The sequence below is a fragment of the Halopseudomonas salina genome (assembly GCF_014637955.1).
GTDB lineage: Bacteria > Pseudomonadota > Gammaproteobacteria > Pseudomonadales > Pseudomonadaceae > Halopseudomonas > Halopseudomonas salina.
Window position 1 is genome coordinate 312,914 of the sequence record NZ_BMFF01000005.1, and the last position, 17,640, is coordinate 330,553.

General features: G+C 58.1%; 17 protein-coding genes and 1 riboswitch. Of the genes, 8 read left to right on the plus strand and 9 right to left on the minus strand.

The features are described 5' to 3' along the window. Positions 1–15: 15 nt before the first annotated feature. The 7 genes from IEV54_RS13505 to tkt form a co-directional block, all read right to left on the minus strand. Positions 16–1,131, minus strand: coding sequence for a PQQ-dependent sugar dehydrogenase (locus IEV54_RS13505; RefSeq protein WP_308420832.1), 1,116 nt, complete (start codon positions 1,129–1,131; stop codon positions 16–18). Positions 1,132–1,154: 23 nt separating this feature from the next. Then, positions 1,155–1,625 (minus strand): hypothetical protein, encoded by a 471-nt coding sequence (locus IEV54_RS13510; protein WP_150277936.1) that lies wholly within the window; start codon positions 1,623–1,625, stop codon positions 1,155–1,157. Between the two features lie 47 nt (positions 1,626–1,672). Further along, positions 1,673–1,951: a hypothetical protein gene (locus IEV54_RS13515; RefSeq protein WP_150277935.1), complete on the minus strand. Its 279-nt coding sequence runs from the start codon at positions 1,949–1,951 to the stop codon at positions 1,673–1,675. Between the two features lie 38 nt (positions 1,952–1,989). Continuing rightward, positions 1,990–3,054: a class II fructose-bisphosphate aldolase gene (fba, locus tag IEV54_RS13520; RefSeq protein WP_150277934.1), complete on the minus strand. Its 1,065-nt coding sequence runs from the start codon at positions 3,052–3,054 to the stop codon at positions 1,990–1,992. Positions 3,055–3,174: 120 nt separating this feature from the next. Beyond that, a complete protein-coding gene (locus IEV54_RS13525) occupies positions 3,175–4,350 on the minus strand; it encodes a phosphoglycerate kinase (protein ID WP_150277933.1) in 1,176 nt (391 codons plus the stop codon). A 29-nt stretch (positions 4,351–4,379) separates the two neighbouring features. Continuing rightward, the gene (gene epd / locus IEV54_RS13530; RefSeq protein WP_150277932.1) at positions 4,380–5,408 is read right to left on the minus strand and encodes an erythrose-4-phosphate dehydrogenase; all 1,029 of its coding nucleotides are present in this window, start codon (positions 5,406–5,408) and stop codon (positions 4,380–4,382) included. Beyond that, positions 5,408–7,405 carry a transketolase gene (gene tkt, locus IEV54_RS13535; RefSeq protein WP_150277931.1) on the minus strand — a complete coding sequence of 666 codons (1,998 nt, stop codon included), beginning with the start codon at positions 7,403–7,405 and terminating at the stop codon, positions 5,408–5,410. The genes epd and tkt overlap by 1 nt, the downstream gene beginning before the upstream one ends. Positions 7,406–7,617: 212 nt before the next feature. Between tkt and IEV54_RS13540 the strand changes: the two genes are divergently transcribed. The 6 genes from IEV54_RS13540 (at position 7,618) to IEV54_RS13565 (ending at position 14,939) form a co-directional block, all read left to right on the plus strand. Next, positions 7,618–8,646: an ArsR/SmtB family transcription factor gene (locus IEV54_RS13540; RefSeq protein ID WP_150277930.1), complete on the plus strand. Its 1,029-nt coding sequence runs from the start codon at positions 7,618–7,620 to the stop codon at positions 8,644–8,646. After that, positions 8,643–9,833, plus strand: a complete 1,191-nt coding sequence (metK, locus tag IEV54_RS13545) for a methionine adenosyltransferase (protein WP_150277929.1) — start codon at positions 8,643–8,645, stop codon at positions 9,831–9,833. Before IEV54_RS13540 ends, metK begins: the two co-directional genes overlap by 4 nt. A gap of 13 nt (positions 9,834–9,846) precedes the next feature. After that, positions 9,847–9,941: riboswitch (S-adenosyl-L-homocysteine riboswitch) on the plus strand. Positions 9,942–9,962: 21 nt separating this feature from the next. After that, the gene (gene ahcY / locus IEV54_RS13550; protein ID WP_150277928.1) at positions 9,963–11,372 is read left to right on the plus strand and encodes an adenosylhomocysteinase; all 1,410 of its coding nucleotides are present in this window, start codon (positions 9,963–9,965) and stop codon (positions 11,370–11,372) included. Between the two features lie 233 nt (positions 11,373–11,605). Beyond that, positions 11,606–12,457: a methylenetetrahydrofolate reductase [NAD(P)H] gene (metF, locus tag IEV54_RS13555; RefSeq protein WP_150277927.1), complete on the plus strand. Its 852-nt coding sequence runs from the start codon at positions 11,606–11,608 to the stop codon at positions 12,455–12,457. Positions 12,458–12,491: 34 nt separating this feature from the next. Next, a complete protein-coding gene (locus tag IEV54_RS13560; protein ID WP_150277926.1) occupies positions 12,492–13,256 on the plus strand; it encodes a substrate-binding periplasmic protein in 765 nt (254 codons plus the stop codon). A 141-nt stretch (positions 13,257–13,397) separates the two neighbouring features. Continuing rightward, entirely contained in the window at positions 13,398–14,939 is a 1,542-nt protein-coding gene (locus IEV54_RS13565; protein WP_150277925.1) for a DEAD/DEAH box helicase, read from the plus strand. 108 nt (positions 14,940–15,047) lie between these two features. Here the strand turns inward: IEV54_RS13565 and IEV54_RS13570 are convergent, their stop codons facing one another. Continuing rightward, positions 15,048–15,287 carry a PA2433 domain-containing protein gene (locus IEV54_RS13570; RefSeq protein WP_150277924.1) on the minus strand — a complete coding sequence of 80 codons (240 nt, stop codon included), beginning with the start codon at positions 15,285–15,287 and terminating at the stop codon, positions 15,048–15,050. A 178-nt stretch (positions 15,288–15,465) separates the two neighbouring features. Here IEV54_RS13570 and IEV54_RS13575 point away from each other — a divergent pair, with 178 nt between their 5' ends. Further along, on the plus strand, positions 15,466–15,609 hold the full coding sequence (locus IEV54_RS13575; protein WP_188434464.1) for a hypothetical protein: 144 nt from the start codon (positions 15,466–15,468) through the stop codon (positions 15,607–15,609). Next, the gene (locus IEV54_RS13580; protein WP_150277923.1) at positions 15,603–16,376 is read left to right on the plus strand and encodes a universal stress protein; all 774 of its coding nucleotides are present in this window, start codon (positions 15,603–15,605) and stop codon (positions 16,374–16,376) included. The genes IEV54_RS13575 and IEV54_RS13580 overlap by 7 nt, the downstream gene beginning before the upstream one ends. Before the next feature lie 13 nt (positions 16,377–16,389). On the opposite strand, the gene IEV54_RS13585 is transcribed toward IEV54_RS13580, so the two are convergent. Beyond that, entirely contained in the window at positions 16,390–17,574 is a 1,185-nt protein-coding gene (locus tag IEV54_RS13585; protein ID WP_150277922.1) for a CaiB/BaiF CoA transferase family protein, read from the minus strand. Between the last annotated feature and the right edge of the window lie 66 nt (positions 17,575–17,640).

The following is a 17,640-nucleotide window of genomic DNA, read 5'->3' on the forward strand; positions in this document are numbered from 1 at the left end:
CACTGTACATCTGAATCACTGCGCCGAAACAGCCCCCGGAACGACACGCAGAACCTGGCCAGCCGCGGCGTCAGTAAGTAGATACAGCGCGCCGTCCGGGCCGGTACGAACGTCACGGAAGCGGCTGCCCAATTCATCGAACAGTGTCTCCTGAGCCATCACTTCATTACCGTCCAACTCGACTCTGCGGACGTTCCGCGCTGCCAGCGTCGAGATCATCAGGCTATCCTTCCAGGCAGGAAATTGCTCGCCTCGATAGAGTGTCATACCCGATGGAGCAATCGAGGGTGTCCATTGCAACATCGGCTGCTCGAGCCCCGGCAAAGAGGTATAGGGGCTGATGGTGGAACCGTTGTAATCCACACCAAAAGTAATCTTGGGCCAGCCATAATTATTGCCTGGCTCGATCAGATTCAGCTCGTCGCCGCCGCGCGGGCCATGCTCATGGGCAAGGACTCGATCATTCTGCGCATCATATACAATCGCCTGCACATTGCGATGGCCGATGCTGTAGAGCTCCGGCAACGCATCACCCCCACCTGCAAAGGGGTTATCTTCGGGCACCGAGCCGTCACGGTTCAAGCGTACGATCGAACCTATGTGACTGCTCGTTTTTTGCGCTTCTTCGCGATAATCAAAACCATCGCCCAGGGTCAGCAGCAGGGTGTTGTCCGGCAAAAAAGCCACGCGCCCGCCGTAGTGGGCGCTGCCCGTCTTGGCAGGCTGTACACGGAAAATCTCATCCACGTCCTGCAGACCAGCCTCGGAGAAGGTGGCACTGCTCAGACACGTATGGTTGGCTTCAAGAGTGCCGCAGGCATAACTGAGGAAGATGCGCTTGTTGTTCGCATAATCGGGGTCCAATGCGACTTCAAACAGCCCAGCCTGGCCACTGACAAAAGCTTCGGGAACACCCTCGATTGCTGCGTCCTGCAATTCTCCCTGGGCATTGATATGCCGCAGACGGCCGGGCCGTTCGGTCACCAACATCCCGCCATCGGGTAGGAATGCCAGGGACCAGGGAAACTCAAGCCCCTCGGCTACGGTTTCAATCTGGTAGTCGACTGCCTGTGCAGCGCCGGCAAAAGCCATCGCCACGGTCGCAGTCAATAACATGCTCTTGCTCTTCATGCTCAAATCTCCCATGGAAGGTGTCAACCCAGAACGCGCAAACCGCGTCGGGCCGGTGGACGAGTGAACCTTCCGAACAGCCAGCTACCAACACCTACCGATGCCGCGACGATCAGCAGGCCCGGAGTTTCACGCGTGGCCGCGATAAAAGTCGGCATCGGCAGGACGTAGTTGGCAACCAGGCACGCCACCCATATGCCCACCCCGCCAGCGAGAAAAAACAATAGCCAGCGCCAGGGTTTGAAGATCTTTCCGAGGCCATGGGCCGCTGGTAACGCCACAATAAAGGCCGCTGCTACCATCGCACCAAAAAAGGGCGTGAAGCCACCTAGGTCGCGCAAGGTGACTGTCAATCGCTCCGACCAGGGTATCGAAACCCCCAGCTGCTGGAGCTCCCAAAGGTTGATCTGGGTTTGTGCGATAGTCCCCAGAGCGGTAGCCACCAACACACTAACGAAAAAGAAAAAAACTACCCGCAAGATCGTCAATAACATCGATCGTGTTCCTGTTCTTGTTGTGCAGGCCCGGCGCCGCTCTGTTGTTAATCAGTAGTTTCAGGCAGCTCGGGCAGGTTACGCAAAGCCTGCTCGTAAGCAGACATGTCAAAGGGTGCGTCGTTATCGAGCATGACTCCGATACTGTGGGCCAGTACGCTGGCCATCAGCTCAATGCTCTCCTCTCGCGCATAACCCACCAGCGTGAGCTTGTTAAGGGTAGCCTGAGCAGAGGGTGGCTGGTCGGCTGCAAGCTGATTCTCAACCGCCTCAACCAGGCGCTCCCGGGCAAAAATTTCATCTGGCTCTTCTTCAGGGGCTCGCATGGTTACTCCTTGCAGCAGACACTACCCAGTAGACGGATTTAGTTGATCTTCGGATCCAGCTCACCGGTCGCATAACGTTGATACATGACCTCCAGGCTCACTGGTTTGATCTTCGATGCATTGCCTGCGGCGCCAAACGCCTCATAGCGGGCGATGCATACATCACGCATGGCCTTGACGGTTTCTGCAAAGAATTTGCGTGGATCGAATTCGCTCGGATTCTGAGCCATATGTCGACGCATTGCACCAGTGGACGCCAACCGAAGGTCAGTATCGATGTTCACCTTGCGCACACCATGCTTGATACCTTCAACGATTTCCTCGACCGGAACCCCGTAGGTTTCCTTGATGTCGCCACCATACTGATTGATGATCGCCAGCCACTCCTGTGGGACCGAAGAAGAGCCGTGCATGACCAGATGAGTATCGGGAATGCGCGCGTGGATCGCCTTGATCTGGTCGATTGCCAGGGTGTCACCGGTGGGCGGCTTGGTGAACTTGTAGGCACCATGACTGGTACCGATCGCAATAGCCAACGCGTCAACGTGAGTGCGCTTGACGAAATCAGCCGCCTCTTCCGGGTCGGTCAGCATCTGGCTGTGATCCAGAATACCGGTCGCGCCAATGCCATCCTCCTCACCAGCCTGCCCCGTCTCCAGGCTACCCAGACAACCGAGTTCGCCTTCCACTGATACCCCACAGGCGTGAGCCATTTCGACCGTACGGCGCGTCACATCGACGTTGTAATCATAGTCAGTCGGATTCTTGCCCAGCTCACACAGCGAGCCGTCCATCATCACTGAGGAAAAACCCAGCTGAATGGAGCGCTGACAGATTGCCGGCGTGGTGCCATGGTCCTGGTGCATCACAACAGGGATGTGCGGGAATTCTTCGATAGCCGCCAGAATCAGGTGACGCAGAAACGGCGCACCAGCGTATTTGCGGGCACCGGCTGAAGCCTGGACAATGACCGGTGAATCGGTCTTGTCGGCCGCTTCCATGATTGCGCGCATCTGTTCGAGGTTGTTGATATTGAAAGCGGGCACTCCATAGCCGTACTCGGCCGCGTGATCCAGCATCTGGCGCATACTGATAAGAGCCATGAATGTTCTCCTGAACTAAATCGTGCAAATGTTGAATATTAGCCTGCCGCACCACGCGGATGGCTGCAAGTTGTCAGCAGCGCTGGACTGGGAACAGTCCGCGCTGCGGGTGTCTTTAGATTAAAAGTCAGTCGCGCTTCGGGCAGCTTCTTCGAGTACCTGAACTGCAGGCAGTACCTTACCCTCGACAAACTCCAGGAAGGCACCGCCACCGGTAGAAATATAGGATATGCGGTCGGCCACGCCGTATTTGTCGATGGCTGCCAGGGTGTCTCCACCGCCGGCAATGGAAAAGGCCGGGCTTTCGGCAATCGCCAACGCCAGGGCACGAGTGCCTTCGCCAAACTGATCGAACTCGAATACGCCCACCGGGCCATTCCAGAGGATAGTCCCGGCAGATTTCAGTAGTTCGGCGAAGTGCCTGGCCGTTTGCGGGCCAATATCGAGAATCATGTCATCATCGGCCACATCGTCAACCAGCTTGACGGTCGCCTCGGCATCCTCGGCGAACGCCTTGGCCACCACCACGTCGGTCGGCAAAGGCACGCTGACGCGTTTTGCTATATCCCGGGCGGTGTCCAGAAGATCCGCCTCATGCAGTGATTTACCGACCGGATAACCGGCAGCAGCCAGAAAGGTATTGGCGATACCGCCACCGACAATCAACTGATCACATTTTTCCGACAGGGCGTTGAGCACGTCCAGCTTGGTCGAGACCTTGGAGCCGGCAACGATCGCCGCCATCGGCCGGGCCGGCTCTTTAAGGGCCTTGCCCAGCGCGTCCAGCTCGGCTGCAAGCAGCGGGCCTGCGCAGGCCACGCGGGCAAACTTGGCGACGCCATGGGTCGACCCCTGGGCGCGGTGCGCGGTGCCAAAGGCATCCATGACGAAAATATCGCATAGCGCAGCATATTGCTGCGCCAGCTCATCGTCATTCTTCTTCTCGCCGCGGTTGAAACGCACATTCTCGAGCAGAACGACCTGGCCCGGCTCTACTTCGACGCCAGCCAGATAATCGGTGACTAGCGGTACGTCGCGGCTCAGGGCCTTGGATAGGTAAGCCGCCACCGGCGCCAGGCTGTCGGCTTCAGTGAACACACCCTCCTCGGGACGCCCCAGGTGTGAACAGATCATCACTGCAGCGCCCTTGTCCAGAGCCTGTCTGATTGTTGGTAGTGCCGCCAGGATGCGCGCGTCACTTTGCACTTTGCCATCCTTGACCGGCACATTGAGATCCTCGCGAATTAACACCCGCTGACCTTTGAGATCCAGCTCGCCCATCGTCAATACGCTCATTACCGACTCCTTGATTTAAAAGACAATATTCACTTTCTCAGCCAGTAGCCGGCCACATCGATCATCCTGTTGGCAAAGCCCCATTCGTTGTCGAACCAAATCAACAGGTTAACCATCCGTGGACCGGAAACACGCGTCTGACTCCCATCCACAATCGCCGAGTGGGGGTCATGATTAAAGTCGCAACTGGCATGGGGCAGCTCGGTATAGTCAAGCAGCCCACGATAGGTGCCCCGGGCAGCGCCCTCGAGCAGACGATTGATCTCCTCCGCAGAAGTATCACGTCGAGTTTGCAGCGTGATGTCCAGCGCCGACACATTGACCGTGGGCACACGTATCGCTTTGGCCTGGATCCGGCCCGACAGTTCCGGCAATAGTCGTTCAATGCCACGGGCTAGGCCGGTGGAAACCGGGATCATCGACTGAAATGCAGAGCGAGTGCGACGCAGGTCATCATGGTGATAGGCGTCAATGACCGGCTGATCGTTCATCGCCGAGTGGATAGTGGTGATCGACACAAAATCCAGACCTATCTCTTCATCGAGCAGCTTCAGAACCGGCACACTGCAGTTGGTGGTGCAGGATGCGTTTGAAACCAGTCGCGCGTTGTCGTCCAGTTGATCCTGGTTGACCCCAAACACAATGGTGGCGTCAACAGCTTCGGCGTTGACCATGGGCTGGGAGAACAGTACGCGAGGAATGCCTGCATGGGTAAAGCGCAGCGCTTGATCGCGGGTCGTATACTGCCCGGAACATTCCAGCAGCATGTCGATATCCAGTGCACGCCAGTCAACACCCTCAGGCTCGGACTGGCGTAACACCTGGATAGACTGATTATCTACCTGCAAGTGCTGACCCTCGAACGACACCGCTCCCGGAAATCGGCCATGGGTCGAATCGAAACGGGTCAGGTACTCGATACTGGCGTGATCGGCCAGATCATTGAGTGCCACGATCTGCATACCCTCGCCCCCACGCTCATGCAGCGCGCGCAGAACGCAGCGCCCTATCCGGCCGTAACCGTTGATAGCAATGCGAAAGGGCGCGCGCTGTGGCATCACTCCTCGAGCAGCTCATCGGCTGCGGCAAGAATATTGTCTACAGTAAAGCCGAACTCTTCGAACAAGGCCGCAGCCGGAGCCGATTCACCAAAGCTGTTCATGCCGATGACCCGACCGTCCAGACCCACATACTTGTACCAGAAGTCGGCGTGACCAGCTTCAATCGCGATACGTGCCCCTACTTCCAGGGGCAACACCGCCTGACGGTACTCGGCGTCCTGCTGGTCGAATACGCTGGTACAGGGCATGGAAACCACACGTACCCGATAACCCTGCTCGGTCAGCTTGGCATGGGCCTGCATGGCCAGGCCGACTTCAGAACCGGTGGCAATCAGAATCAATTGCGGCTCACCCTCGCAGGCCTTGAGTACATAACCACCGCGGGCGATTGCTGCCTCGGTTTCATTGTCACGTAATTGATGCGGCAGATTCTGACGCGAAAAAATCAGGGCGCTTGGGCCACCCTTGCGCTCGATCGAGCATTTCCAGGCCACGGCCGCCTCGACGGTATCGGCCGGACGCCAGGTGTCGAGGTTTGGCGTGGTGCGCAGACTGGTTAGCTGCTCGACCGGCTGGTGCGTCGGACCGTCTTCACCCAGACCGATCGAGTCGTGGGTAAATACATAGAGCACCCGGACCTTCATCAGCGCCGACATGCGCACCGCATTGCGCGCGTATTCCATGAACATCAGGAAGGTAGCGCCGTAGGGAATCAGGCCGCCGTGCAGTGCGACACCGTTCATGATCGCGCTCATACCAAATTCGCGCACCCCGTAATACATGTAGTTGCCTGCTGCGTCTTCCTTGCTGACGCCCTTGCAACCTTTCCACAGCGTCAGATTGGAGCCGGCCAGATCTGCAGAGCCGCCCAGCAACTCGGGAAGCAACGGACCAAAGGCGTTCAGGCTGTTCTGACTAGCCTTGCGGCTGGCGATCGACTCACCCTTGTCTGCCACATCACGAATGTATGCCGCGGCTTTCTCGGAGAAATCCTCCGGCAACTCACCGGCCATACGGCGCAGGAATTCGGCGGCGAGTTCCGGGAATTCCGACTGGTAGGCGGCGAAGCGCTGATCCCACTGCTGCTCAGCCTGGCTGCCGGACTGGCGGGCATCCCACTCGGCATAGATGTCCGCGGGAACCTCGAAGGGACCGTGTTTCCAGCCCAGTTTTTCCCGCGTCAGTGCGATTTCGTCTTCACCCAGAGCAGCGCCGTGGGACTCTTCCTTGCCCTGCTTGTTAGGCGAGCCGAAGCCAATGATGGTCTTGCAGCAGATCAGGGTCGGCTTGTCGCTCTTGCGTGCAGTCTCGATCGCAGTCTTGATCTCGTCGGCGTCGTGACCGTTGACGTTGCGAATGACCAGCCAGCCGTAGGACTCGAAGCGCTTGGGTGTGTCGTCGGTAAACCAGCCATGCACTTCGCCGTCGATGGAAATGCCGTTGTCGTCATAAAAGCCGATCAACTTGTTCAAACCCAGGGTGCCGGCCAGCGAGCAGACCTCATGGGAAATGCCTTCCATCAGGCAGCCATCACCCATGAAAACATAGGTGTGGTGATCGACCACGTCATGTCCGGGGCGGTTGAACTGGGCAGCCATGATCTTCTCGGCCAGTGCGAAACCTACCGCATTGGCCAGCCCCTGACCCAGCGGCCCGGTTGTGGTTTCCACACCGGGCGTATAGCCATATTCGGGGTGACCCGGGGTCTTGCTGTGCAGCTTGCGGAAGTTCTTCAGCTCGTCGATCGGCAAGTCATAGCCTGTAAGGTGCAGCAGAGAGTAGATCAACATCGAACCATGGCCGTTGGACAGCACAAATCGATCGCGATCCGCCCACTGGGGATTGATCGGATTGTGCTTCATATAGTCACGCCACAGAACTTCGGCTATGTCAGCCATACCCATGGGCGCACCGGGGTGGCCGCTATTGGCTTTCTGCACTGCATCCATGCTGAGGGCACGAATGGCATTGGCTCGATCACGACGGCTGGGCATGGGTAACTCCTGTGAGGCTGACAGATTGGCTGGCCAGCGGATAATCACCGGCTAGTTGCAAGGCCCGGCATTTTCGCGCAAACAGCGTCGGCGGGCAATGAAAACCCCGAGGTGGATTGATCCGTAGGGCGCCCTTCGGTCGACTCCGCCCTATATCAAACTATTTTGATATAGATCTTGCACGATTCCGGTCGCACCCCTAAACTGCCGGCATGACACAAATTGCGCAGCTTGCGCCGCAACCTCCCAGCCTTACCGATCAACTGGCAGCCTTCTGCAAGGCCACCGGTGATGCTTTGCGTCTGGATATTCTTCGCGCATTGCGCAACGATTCGTTCGGTGTGCTGGAGCTGGCACAAATCTTTGCCATGCGTCAGTCCGGCATGAGCCACCATCTCAAGGTACTTGCCAACGCCGGCCTGGTCAGCACTCGGCGCGAGGGGAACTCGATCTTCTATCGACGCAGCCTGCCTGATGTCTCAAGCCACTGGTCGGGCGTGCATGAAAGGCTGCTTTGCGGCCTGGACGATCTGCCTCTTGGCATCGGCCTGCAGCAGTCAATTGCGGTAATTCATGGCCAGCGGGCAGAGATGTCCCGCCAGTTCTTCGCCCGCTTCGCTGAAGGCACACCCGCGCAGCAGGACCTGATTGCGCACTTCGGCCTCTATCGCGAGCCATTGTTGGCACTGATCGACGGCCTGCGGCTGCCCGCACGGGAACTGGCCATAGAGGTCGGCCCGGGTGAAGGCGGATTCCTGCCGGAACTGGCAACCCGCTTCGACCGGGTAATCGGCATGGATAACGCCGCCTCCATGCTCGACCGCGCGCGTCAACAATGTGCCGAGGCCGGTCTGGACAATGTGGAATGTCTGCTTGCAGACGCATTGGCAGCGCAACCATCACTACCCTTGGCCGATTGCGTGGTGTGCAACATGGTGCTGCATCACATGCCAGCGCCAGCGGAGGCCATGAAGCGCTTCACCCGCCTGCTCAAGCCCGGTGGCAGCCTGATCCTGACCGAGCTGTGCAGCCATGACCAGAGCTGGGTACGCGATACCTGCGGCGATCTCTGGCTCGGCTTCGATCAGGAAGACCTGAGTCACTGGGCAGCTGGCGCCGGCCTGACGGCGGGCGGCAGCCTCTATATAGGGCTGCGCAACGGATTCCAGATACAGGTACAGCAGTATTTCACCCCCGAATTCTCAACAAATGAATTATCAACAGGAAGGATGGCACCATGAGCGATTACTCGTTATTCACCTCCGAATCGGTCTCCGAAGGCCATCCGGACAAGCTGGCTGACCAGATTTCCGATGCCGTGCTCGACGCCATCATCAGCGAAGACAAACACGCGCGCGTTGCCTGTGAAACCATGGTGAAAACCGGTGTCGCCATTGTGGGTGGTGAAGTGACTACCAGCGCCTGGGTCGACCTCGAGGACCTGGTGCGCAACGTGATCAAGGACGTGGGCTATACCTCGTCCGATGTCGGTTACGACGGCGATACCTGCGGCGTAATCAACATCATCGGCAAACAGTCTCCGGATATTGCCCAGGGCGTGGATCGGCAGAAGCCCGAGGATCAAGGCGCGGGCGATCAGGGCCTGATGTTCGGCTATGCCAGCAACGAAACCGACGTACTGATGCCAGCTCCGGTCACCTTCGCCCATCGCCTGGTCGAGCGTCAGTCTGAAATCCGCAAGAATGGCACCCTGCCATGGTTACGCCCGGACGCAAAATCCCAGGTCACCTGCCGCTACGACAATGGCAAGGTGGTGGGCATAGACGCGATCGTGCTATCGACCCAGCACAATCCGGAAATCAGCCTCAACGACCTGCGCGAAGCCGTGATGGAGAACATCATCCGCCATGTGCTCCCGGCCGAATTGCTGCATGCCGACACTCAATATCATATCAACCCGACCGGCAAGTTCGTGATCGGCGGCCCGGTGGGCGATTGCGGCCTTACCGGCCGGAAAATCATCGTCGACACCTACGGCGGCATGGCGCGCCACGGTGGCGGCGCATTTTCCGGCAAGGATCCGTCCAAGGTTGACCGCAGTGCCGCCTATGCCGGCCGCTATGTGGCCAAGAACATTGTCGCCGCCGGCCTGGCCGAGCGCTGTGAAATCCAGGTTTCCTACGCAATCGGCGTAGCCCAGCCGACATCGATGTCGATCAACACCTTTGGCACTGGCAAGATCAGCGATGACAAGATCATCAAGCTGGTGCGCGAGCACTTCGACCTGCGCCCCTATGCCATTACGCGCATGCTCGATCTTTTGCATCCGATGTACCGGGCAACCGCGGCTTACGGTCACTTTGGCCGCACGCCAGAGGAAGTCACCGTGAATGGCGATACCTTCATTACTTTCCCCTGGGAAAAAACCGACCGCGCCGAGGCCCTGAAAGCCGACGCCGGATTGTAAACAGATTCTGACCCCATCCGAGGGGCGCTGCAGCGACCAGGCAACTTACTGCCAACAGGTCGTCAGGCTCGGATGGTGTCACTAAACACGTAACCGCGCCCATTCGCTAACTACGAATGGAGTAATCGCATGAGTGCTGTAATCAAACCCGCCGGTTTCAACGACTATAAAGTTGCCGACATCAATCTGGCTGACTACGGTCGCCGTGAAATCATCATCGCTGAATCGGAAATGCCTGCGCTGATGGCCATGCGCCGCAAATACAAGGCCGAGCAACCACTCAAGGGTGCCAGGATCATTGGCTGCATCCACATGACCATTCAGACCGCCGTACTGATCGAAACCCTGATCGAGCTTGGCGCTGAAGTCCGCTGGTCATCCTGCAACATTTTCTCTACCCAGGATCACGCTGCCGCAGCCATAGCCGCCGCGGGTATTCCGGTGTTTGCCTGGAAAGGCGAAACCGAAGACGAGTACGAGTGGTGCATCGAGCAAACCATCCTGCACGGTGGCAAGCCATGGGACGCCAACATGGTACTGGACGATGGCGGCGACCTGACCGGCATCCTGCATGACAAGTACCCGCAAATGCTCGACAAGATTCACGGCGTCACCGAAGAGACCACCACTGGCGTACATCGCCTGCTGGAGATGCTCAAGAAAGGCACGCTGAAGATCCCGGCAATCAACGTTAACGACTCGGTGACCAAGAGCAAGAACGACAACAAATACGGCTGCCGTCATAGCCTCAACGACGCCATCAAGCGGGCCACCGACCACCTGCTGTCCGGTAAGCAGGCACTGGTTATCGGCTATGGCGATGTGGGCAAGGGTTCGGCCCAGTCCCTGCGTCAGGAAGGCATGATCGTCAAGGTTACTGAAGTCGATCCCATCTGTGCGATGCAGGCCTGCATGGACGGCTTCGAGCTGGTTTCACCGTTCAATGACGGCATCAACGACGGCACTCCCGCTTGCATCAACACCGCGGTGCTCGGACGCACCGACCTGCTGGTAACCACCACCGGTAACGTCAACGTGTGTGATGCCAACATGCTCAACGCCCTCAAGAAGCGCGCCATCGTCTGCAACATCGGCCACTTCGACAATGAAATCGACACCGCCTACACCCGCGCCAACTGGCACTGGGAAGAGGTCAAGCCGCAGGTACACAAGCTGCACCGCACCGGCAAGGACAACTTCGATGCGGCCAACGATGACTACCTGATCCTGCTGGCCGAAGGTCGTCTGGTCAACCTGGGCAACGCCACCGGCCACCCAAGCCGAATCATGGATGGCTCTTTCGCCAACCAGGTGCTGGCCCAGATCCACCTGTTTGGTCAGGGTTATGCCAAACTGTCGACCGAACAGAAAGCCGAACTGCTCCGCGTAGAAGTGCTGCCCAAGAAACTGGACGAAGAAGTCGCGCTGGAAATGGTCAAGGGCTTCGGTGGCGTGATTACCAAATTGACCAGCAAGCAAGCCGACTACATCGGCGTCGCTGTTGAAGGACCTTTCAAGCCGGAAGACTATCGTTATTAAACGAAGCGGCAAGCGGTAAGCTACAAGCGGCAAGTGGAGGGTGCAGCCAGCACCCTCTACTTTTAGTTGAAAGCTGAAAGCTGAACGGTGTGGGTTTTGTCTCCTGCCCGACAAGCACTTGTTAGTGCCTGACGGTAAACAGTGCCTCAACTCGGATCACTTCAAGCTTTCAGCCTTCAGCCTTCAGCCAACAACCATTCAAAAAAGCCCACATCAATAAGGGCAGGAACGACATGACACATACTACAAGCAAGGCTCCGGTCAGCTTCGAGTTCTTCCCGACCAAGACCGAGGCCGGGCACCAGAAGCTGATCGCTGCCGGAAAAGTGCTGGCTGCTGAAAATCCCGAGTTCTTTTCGGTGACCTACGGTGCGGGCGGATCGACCCGCGATGGCACCTTGAAGACCGTATTGCAACTTGACCAGGAGGTCCAGGTACCCACCGCACCGCATTTATCCTGCGTCGGCGACAGCAAGGAAGACCTGCGCAACCTGCTGAACCTGTACCGGGAGTCCGGCATCAAGCGTATCGTCGCGCTTCGCGGCGATCTACCCTCAGGCATGGGGCAAGCCTCCGGCGAGTTGCGATATGCCAACGAGCTGGTGGAATTCATCCGCAATGAAACCGGTGATCACTTCCACATTGAAGTGGCCGCCTATCCCGAAGCTCACCCCCAGGCTCGACATTTTGAGGCGGACCTTGAGAACTTTATCCGCAAGGCCAAATCGGGCGCCAATAGCGCCATCACCCAGTACTTCTTCACCGCTGACTGCTACTTTCATTTTGTTGAGCGGGTACGCAAGGCTGGGGTAGACATACCCATAGTGCCGGGCATTATGCCGATCACCAATTACAGCAAGCTGGCACGATTCTCCGACGCCTGTGGCGCAGAAATCCCCCGCTGGATACGCAAACAGCTGGAATCCTACGGTGATGACAGTGAGAGCATCGCAGCTTTTGGGAACGAAGTAATAACCCAGTTATGCCAACGGCTAATTGACGGCGGAGCACCAAGTCTGCACTTTTATACTCTCAATCAGGCTGAACCCAGCCTTGCCGTGTGGCGGAATCTGCGCGGGAGCTGAGCCGAAGCTCGCCCGTCAAGGAGTGCTGCCAGTGATGAAGCTGCAAATATGTCTATTTCTCGCGTCATTAACGACGATGAGCGTAGCGTGGGCGGAATCCCTGCGCATAGTCACTGAAGAGTGGCCTCCTTTCGTATACGTCGAAGACGGCATTATCAAAGGTGCTGACAAGGAAATTACCGAGCACCTGCTAGCTCAACTTGGCTATCAGGTGGAATGGGAGCTCAAACCATGGCGGCGAGTCTTGCAGGACGTAGAGAAAGGCACAGCCGATGCCGTACTGGATATTGCTCCTCACCCGGATTATCTGGCCAGGTTCCTGTTCACCAGCGAGCCACTGTCCAGTCATGAGACGGTACTCTTCCATGACAGTCGCCGACCCTTCGCGTTCGACAGTCTCAATGATCTGACGGGGCTGGTTATCGGCGTATCCCCCGGGTACCTCTACAACAACGATGACTTCATTGCTTCAGATACCTTTTTTCGCGAGCCCGCCCCCAGCTTTGCTGCCAACTTCCAGAAGCTGTTACGAGGCCGGGTAGACATGGTTGCAATGAGCCGCCCGGTCGGGCTCTACACTAGCAGCATCCTGGGCATCACTGAACAGGTCGGCTACCATCCACTACCCTTGAGTCAAAGTAATTTCTACCTGGCTTTCCACCAGGCGCCCCGATGGCAGGAGCCAGCCCAGGCATTCTCCCAGGCCCTTAGAGCTTTCAAGCACACCGAAGAGTATGAACAAATCCTGCAAAGGTATCGTCTGGCAGTAAACGACGGCACTCTTACCCTGACACACTGAAGGCGTGTGCCGCAAAACCGCGGTTCGAGGTTTTAGCTGCAGTTCAGTCCGGTTTCTGCTAGACTCTCGCTCCTTCAATTTTTTCATCATCGGCCGCACGGGCAAATCAGCTCCGCAAACGGCCATCACAGGAATATCTGAATGTCCTTTGCTACTCTCGGCTTGTCCGACGTGCTAGTGCGCGCCGTTGCAGCCACTGGTTATACCAAACCAACCCCCGTACAGGCCCAGGCCATCCCCGCAGTGCTCGAAGGTCGCGACCTGATGGTTGCCGCCCAGACAGGTACCGGCAAGACAGCAGGCTTTGCACTGCCGATTATCGAGAAACTGTACCCGGGCGGCCAGGCTGACGCAGCCCAGCGTCGCGCGCCGAAACAGGTTCGCGTACTGGTTCTGACCCCCACGCGCGAACTCGCGGCCCAGGTGCACGAAAGCTTTCGTACCTACGGCGGCGAGCTGCCAATGAAAACGGCTTGTGTATTCGGCGGTGTAGGCGCCAATCCCCAGATGAAGGCTATCGCACCGGGTCTGGACGTACTGGTAGCCTGCCCCGGCCGCTTGCTCGATCTAGTCGGGCAGCGCGCAGTGGATCTGTCCAAGGTCGAAATCCTGGTACTGGACGAAGCGGACCGCATGCTCGACATGGGTTTTGTGCACGACGTGAAGAAGGTCATTGCCAAACTGCCAACTCAGCGTCAAAGCCTGCTGTTCTCGGCCACCTTCTCCAAGGACATTACCGACCTGGCGAACAAACTGCTGAACAACCCGGCCCGCATTCAGGTAACGCCGCCCAACACGACAGTCGAGCGCATTTCGCAGACCGTGTACCGCGTACCGGCAGGTCACAAGCGCGCGCTGGTTGCGCACCTGATTACCATGGGTGCCTGGGAGCAGGTCCTGGTATTCACCCGCACCAAGCATGGCGCCAACCGCCTGGCCGAGTACCTGGACAAGAACGGTCTGCCAGCCGCAGCTATCCACGGCAACAAGAGCCAGAGCGCCCGCACCAAGGCACTGGCCGATTTCAAGGCGAACAAGCTGCGTATTCTGGTCGCAACCGATATCGCCGCCCGCGGCCTGGATATCGATCAGTTGCCACATGTGGTCAACTTCGAACTGCCAAACGTCTCGGAAGACTATGTACACCGGATCGGTCGTACCGGCCGTGCCGGCCGTAGCGGCGGCGCAGTATCACTGGTCAGCCCTGACGAAGAGAAGCTTCTGCGCGATATCGAGCGGATGACCAAGCAGAAAATCGAGGAAGGCAGCCTGGAAGGTTTCGAGCCGCCAGCCCAGAGCGAGATGAACAGCGACCGCCCGGAGCGCGCCCGTGGCGCCCCTTCCAGCGGCCGGGGCCAACGTCCGGCCGGTGGCGCAGCCCGGACTCAACAGACCCGGGGCGACAAGCCGCGGAGTGACAAGCCGCGTGGCGACCAACCCCGTAGCGATAAACCCCGCAGCGAAAAGCCGCGTAGCGACCGCCCCCGCACTGATCGGCCGCGCAGCAATCAGCCACCCCGTGCCGCCCGCCCTAACAGCGAACCACAGGACAGCGTGAGCGAAGAGCGCCGTCACCAGGCTCTGGGCAACCGGATGGCACCAAGCACACCGGCATCCGATGCGCCGCGCAAACCTGCAGGCAATCGCCCTCAGCGTGAGAAGCCGGCGCTGTTTGGCCGCTAGATCTGTATTTGCAACACAAAAAAGCGGGCCTGAGATCAGGCCCGCTTTTTAGTTTCTGACAGACAATGTGTACTCACCCAGCCAGCAGATCTGTAGAACTTCACTACCTCAGCCTTCGAGCAGCTCCATGGCCTGACCAAGCACCTCGACCGATTGGCCATGCTTTCCTGCTTCATGCAGCTCCTGTCCCTCGGCACGCAGACTCTGAACCTGTTCGAGAACCGCAGGGTCGGAGGGCGGATTGCTCTGCAACTGGGCATCGATCTTGGCCATATCCGCGGGACAATGCATCGCAAACAACGGCGTGCTGATCACCGCAGCCGCAAAAAACAGCGTTAAACGCTTCATATCTGGCTCCTCATTCATTATGGATACAGGTTCCAACCACTGCAGTATAGCTCCACTATCGGGAGCGCCAGCCTACCGACGCACCCCGTTACAGACCCATGAAGGTCGACGCAACCTGGCTGGCAACCGCCCCACGGACTATAGTCTCAGAAAGCCCCTAACGACAGGGAGTCCCCGCATGAAGCATCGTACCCGGCTGAGCAGCATGGTTACATTGCCCTGCCTGATCTCGTCTACAGCCGATATTCATTCCCAAGAACCTGAACCAGAACTGCTGCGCCGTGGCCCGATAGCCCTGATCAAAGGAGTTTTTCCATGCTGAAACACTGTCTGTTGAGCGTAGATTATTCCGAAGGCTGGGAGAGAACCCTGGATCATCTTCCTGTGATTGCCAAACTACTCGGTCTGACCCGGGTAACCCTGGTCCATGTAATTGAGACCCACAAACGCCAGCACATCGAAGACAGCGATGGTGCAATCGAAGGACGACTGAAAAACCTTGCCGAGCAAATATCCAATGACTCGGGCATGTCTGTGGATTATCGGCTACACCACGGCTTCCCGGCATCGGAGCTACTGAATGCGGCACGGAAAGTGGGAGCCGATGTGGTGGTGGCCCTCAACCGAAGCCATTCGTCCGGCCGCGATCTGTTTCGCGGCAACATTGCATTGAATCTGGCGCGGATGACGCGAATCCCCCTGTTGATCTTGCCTATGGACAGCAAGGTAGCCGAGCCTGACGGCGGCATAATGCTCGCAACAGATGGCTCAAACTCCGGGCAGCATGCCGAGAGGTTTTTCCGGGAGTTAATGGGCAGGGGTAACCAGGGACTGGTCGTTTGGGTAGACGAAGGCGACAACGATGCCAACAGCTTGCTCGATGGCCTCTGCAGCGATCACAGCAACGTCTCGGTGCAGCGTCTCAAGGGAACGCCTGGCAAGGAAGTGGCGAAGGCCGCTCAACGTGAAGAAGTTACCCTACTCCTCATGGGCAAGCGCGGCGCCACACCCATCAACGAACTGCCGCTAGGCAGCGTTGCCGAATACGTTGCCCGTGAGAGCCACAATCCGGTCATGCTTATACCCTGATCAGCCTGCCACCCTAATCGGCGCTGCCAAGCCAGTCACGCCGCACTTGCGCGGCGTGCTGATCAAGCAAAGGCGGCGCCGAGCGATACCGCACAGGAGTGCGCGACAGTCTTATGGGATTGGCAACCAGATCAACCTGTCCGGATAGCGCATGATCCATCGTAATCCTTAACCCACGGGCACGGACTTGAGGATCTTCAAAAACCTGTTGCAGATTATTGATCGGTCCGCAGGGCACACCCGCAGCGCCGAGGTCAGCCATCCACTGCTCTGTGGAGCGAAATACGGTTACCTGTCGAATCAGCGGAATCAGAATCTTGCGATTACCTACCCGCTGGGCGTTTGTCGCAAAGCGCGAATCATCCGCCCATTCCGGATACCCCGCTACCTCACAGAAGCGCCGGAACTGACCATCATTGCCCACAGTGAGTATGAAGTCGCCATCAGCACTGGGGAAATCCTGATAAGGCACAATATTGGGGTGGGCATTACCCATGCGAGCTGGCGCCTGCCCGGTTGTCAGGTAGTTGAGACTCTGGTTGGCCATACAGGCTACCTGAACGTCAAGCAACGCCAGGTCGATATGCTGACCCAAACCGCTTCGCTCGCGCTCTGCCAGTGCCGCGAGCACTGCATTGCTCGCATAGAGACCGGTCAGAATATCGGTAACGGCCACACCCACCTTGACTGGCCCCGCACCGGGCTCGTCATCGGCGCGCCCCGTCACGCTCATCAATCCACCTATCGCCTGGATCATGAAGTCATATCCAGCTCGTTCGGCGTAGGGACCGTTCTGCCCAAAACCGGTGATCGAGCAATAGATCAGCCGCGGATTGAGCGCCTTCAGGCTCGCATAATCCAGGCCATAGGCTGCCAAGCCGCCTACCTTGAAGTTCTCGATTAACACATCAGCCTCAGCAACGAGCTGCCGTATGGTTTCCTGACCGGCAGGCTGGGTGAAATCGATTGCCATCGAACGCTTGTTGCGATTGGCACACAGAAAATACGCTGCCTCGGATGTATCCCGCCCCTCTGTATCCTGAAGGTAGGGCGGTCCCCAGGCTCGGGTATCATCCCCAGATCCAGGCCGCTCGATCTTGACCACATCTGCGCCCAGATCAGCCAGCAGCTGCCCAGCCCATGGGCCAGCAAGAACGCGGGAGAGGTCGAGGACACGCAGGCCAGACAATGCGCTCATGCGTGCAGTCCTCGGTTTAAGCCCCGAGCTGCAAGCAACAAGTGGCCCATACGATCTGTTGTCGAG

Bases quoted from the DNA above. Each gene is read 5' to 3' on its own strand.
- tkt (WP_150277931.1), bottom strand. From the start codon at position 7,405: ATGCCCAGCCGTCGTGATCGAGCCAATGCCATTCGTGCCCTCAGCATG.
- IEV54_RS13540 (WP_150277930.1), top strand. From the start codon at position 7,618: ATGACACAAATTGCGCAGCTTGCGCCGCAACCTCCCAGCCTTACCGAT.
- fba (WP_150277934.1), bottom strand. From the start codon at position 3,054: ATGGCTCTTATCAGTATGCGCCAGATGCTGGATCACGCGGCCGAGTAC.
- IEV54_RS13585 (WP_150277922.1), bottom strand. From the start codon at position 17,574: ATGAGCGCATTGTCTGGCCTGCGTGTCCTCGACCTCTCCCGCGTTCTT.
- IEV54_RS13570 (WP_150277924.1), bottom strand. From the start codon at position 15,287: ATGAAGCGTTTAACGCTGTTTTTTGCGGCTGCGGTGATCAGCACGCCG.
- ahcY (WP_150277928.1), top strand. From the start codon at position 9,963: ATGAGTGCTGTAATCAAACCCGCCGGTTTCAACGACTATAAAGTTGCC.
- IEV54_RS13560 (WP_150277926.1), top strand. From the start codon at position 12,492: ATGAAGCTGCAAATATGTCTATTTCTCGCGTCATTAACGACGATGAGC.
- IEV54_RS13525 (WP_150277933.1), bottom strand. From the start codon at position 4,350: ATGAGCGTATTGACGATGGGCGAGCTGGATCTCAAAGGTCAGCGGGTG.
- IEV54_RS13505 (WP_308420832.1), bottom strand. From the start codon at position 1,131: ATGAAGAGCAAGAGCATGTTATTGACTGCGACCGTGGCGATGGCTTTT.
- IEV54_RS13575 (WP_188434464.1), top strand. From the start codon at position 15,466: ATGAAGCATCGTACCCGGCTGAGCAGCATGGTTACATTGCCCTGCCTG.
- metK (WP_150277929.1), top strand. From the start codon at position 8,643: ATGAGCGATTACTCGTTATTCACCTCCGAATCGGTCTCCGAAGGCCAT.
- IEV54_RS13580 (WP_150277923.1), top strand. From the start codon at position 15,603: ATGCTGAAACACTGTCTGTTGAGCGTAGATTATTCCGAAGGCTGGGAG.
- IEV54_RS13515 (WP_150277935.1), bottom strand. From the start codon at position 1,951: ATGCGAGCCCCTGAAGAAGAGCCAGATGAAATTTTTGCCCGGGAGCGC.
- IEV54_RS13510 (WP_150277936.1), bottom strand. From the start codon at position 1,625: ATGTTATTGACGATCTTGCGGGTAGTTTTTTTCTTTTTCGTTAGTGTG.
- epd (WP_150277932.1), bottom strand. From the start codon at position 5,408: ATGCCACAGCGCGCGCCCTTTCGCATTGCTATCAACGGTTACGGCCGG.
- metF (WP_150277927.1), top strand. From the start codon at position 11,606: ATGACACATACTACAAGCAAGGCTCCGGTCAGCTTCGAGTTCTTCCCG.
- IEV54_RS13565 (WP_150277925.1), top strand. From the start codon at position 13,398: ATGTCCTTTGCTACTCTCGGCTTGTCCGACGTGCTAGTGCGCGCCGTT.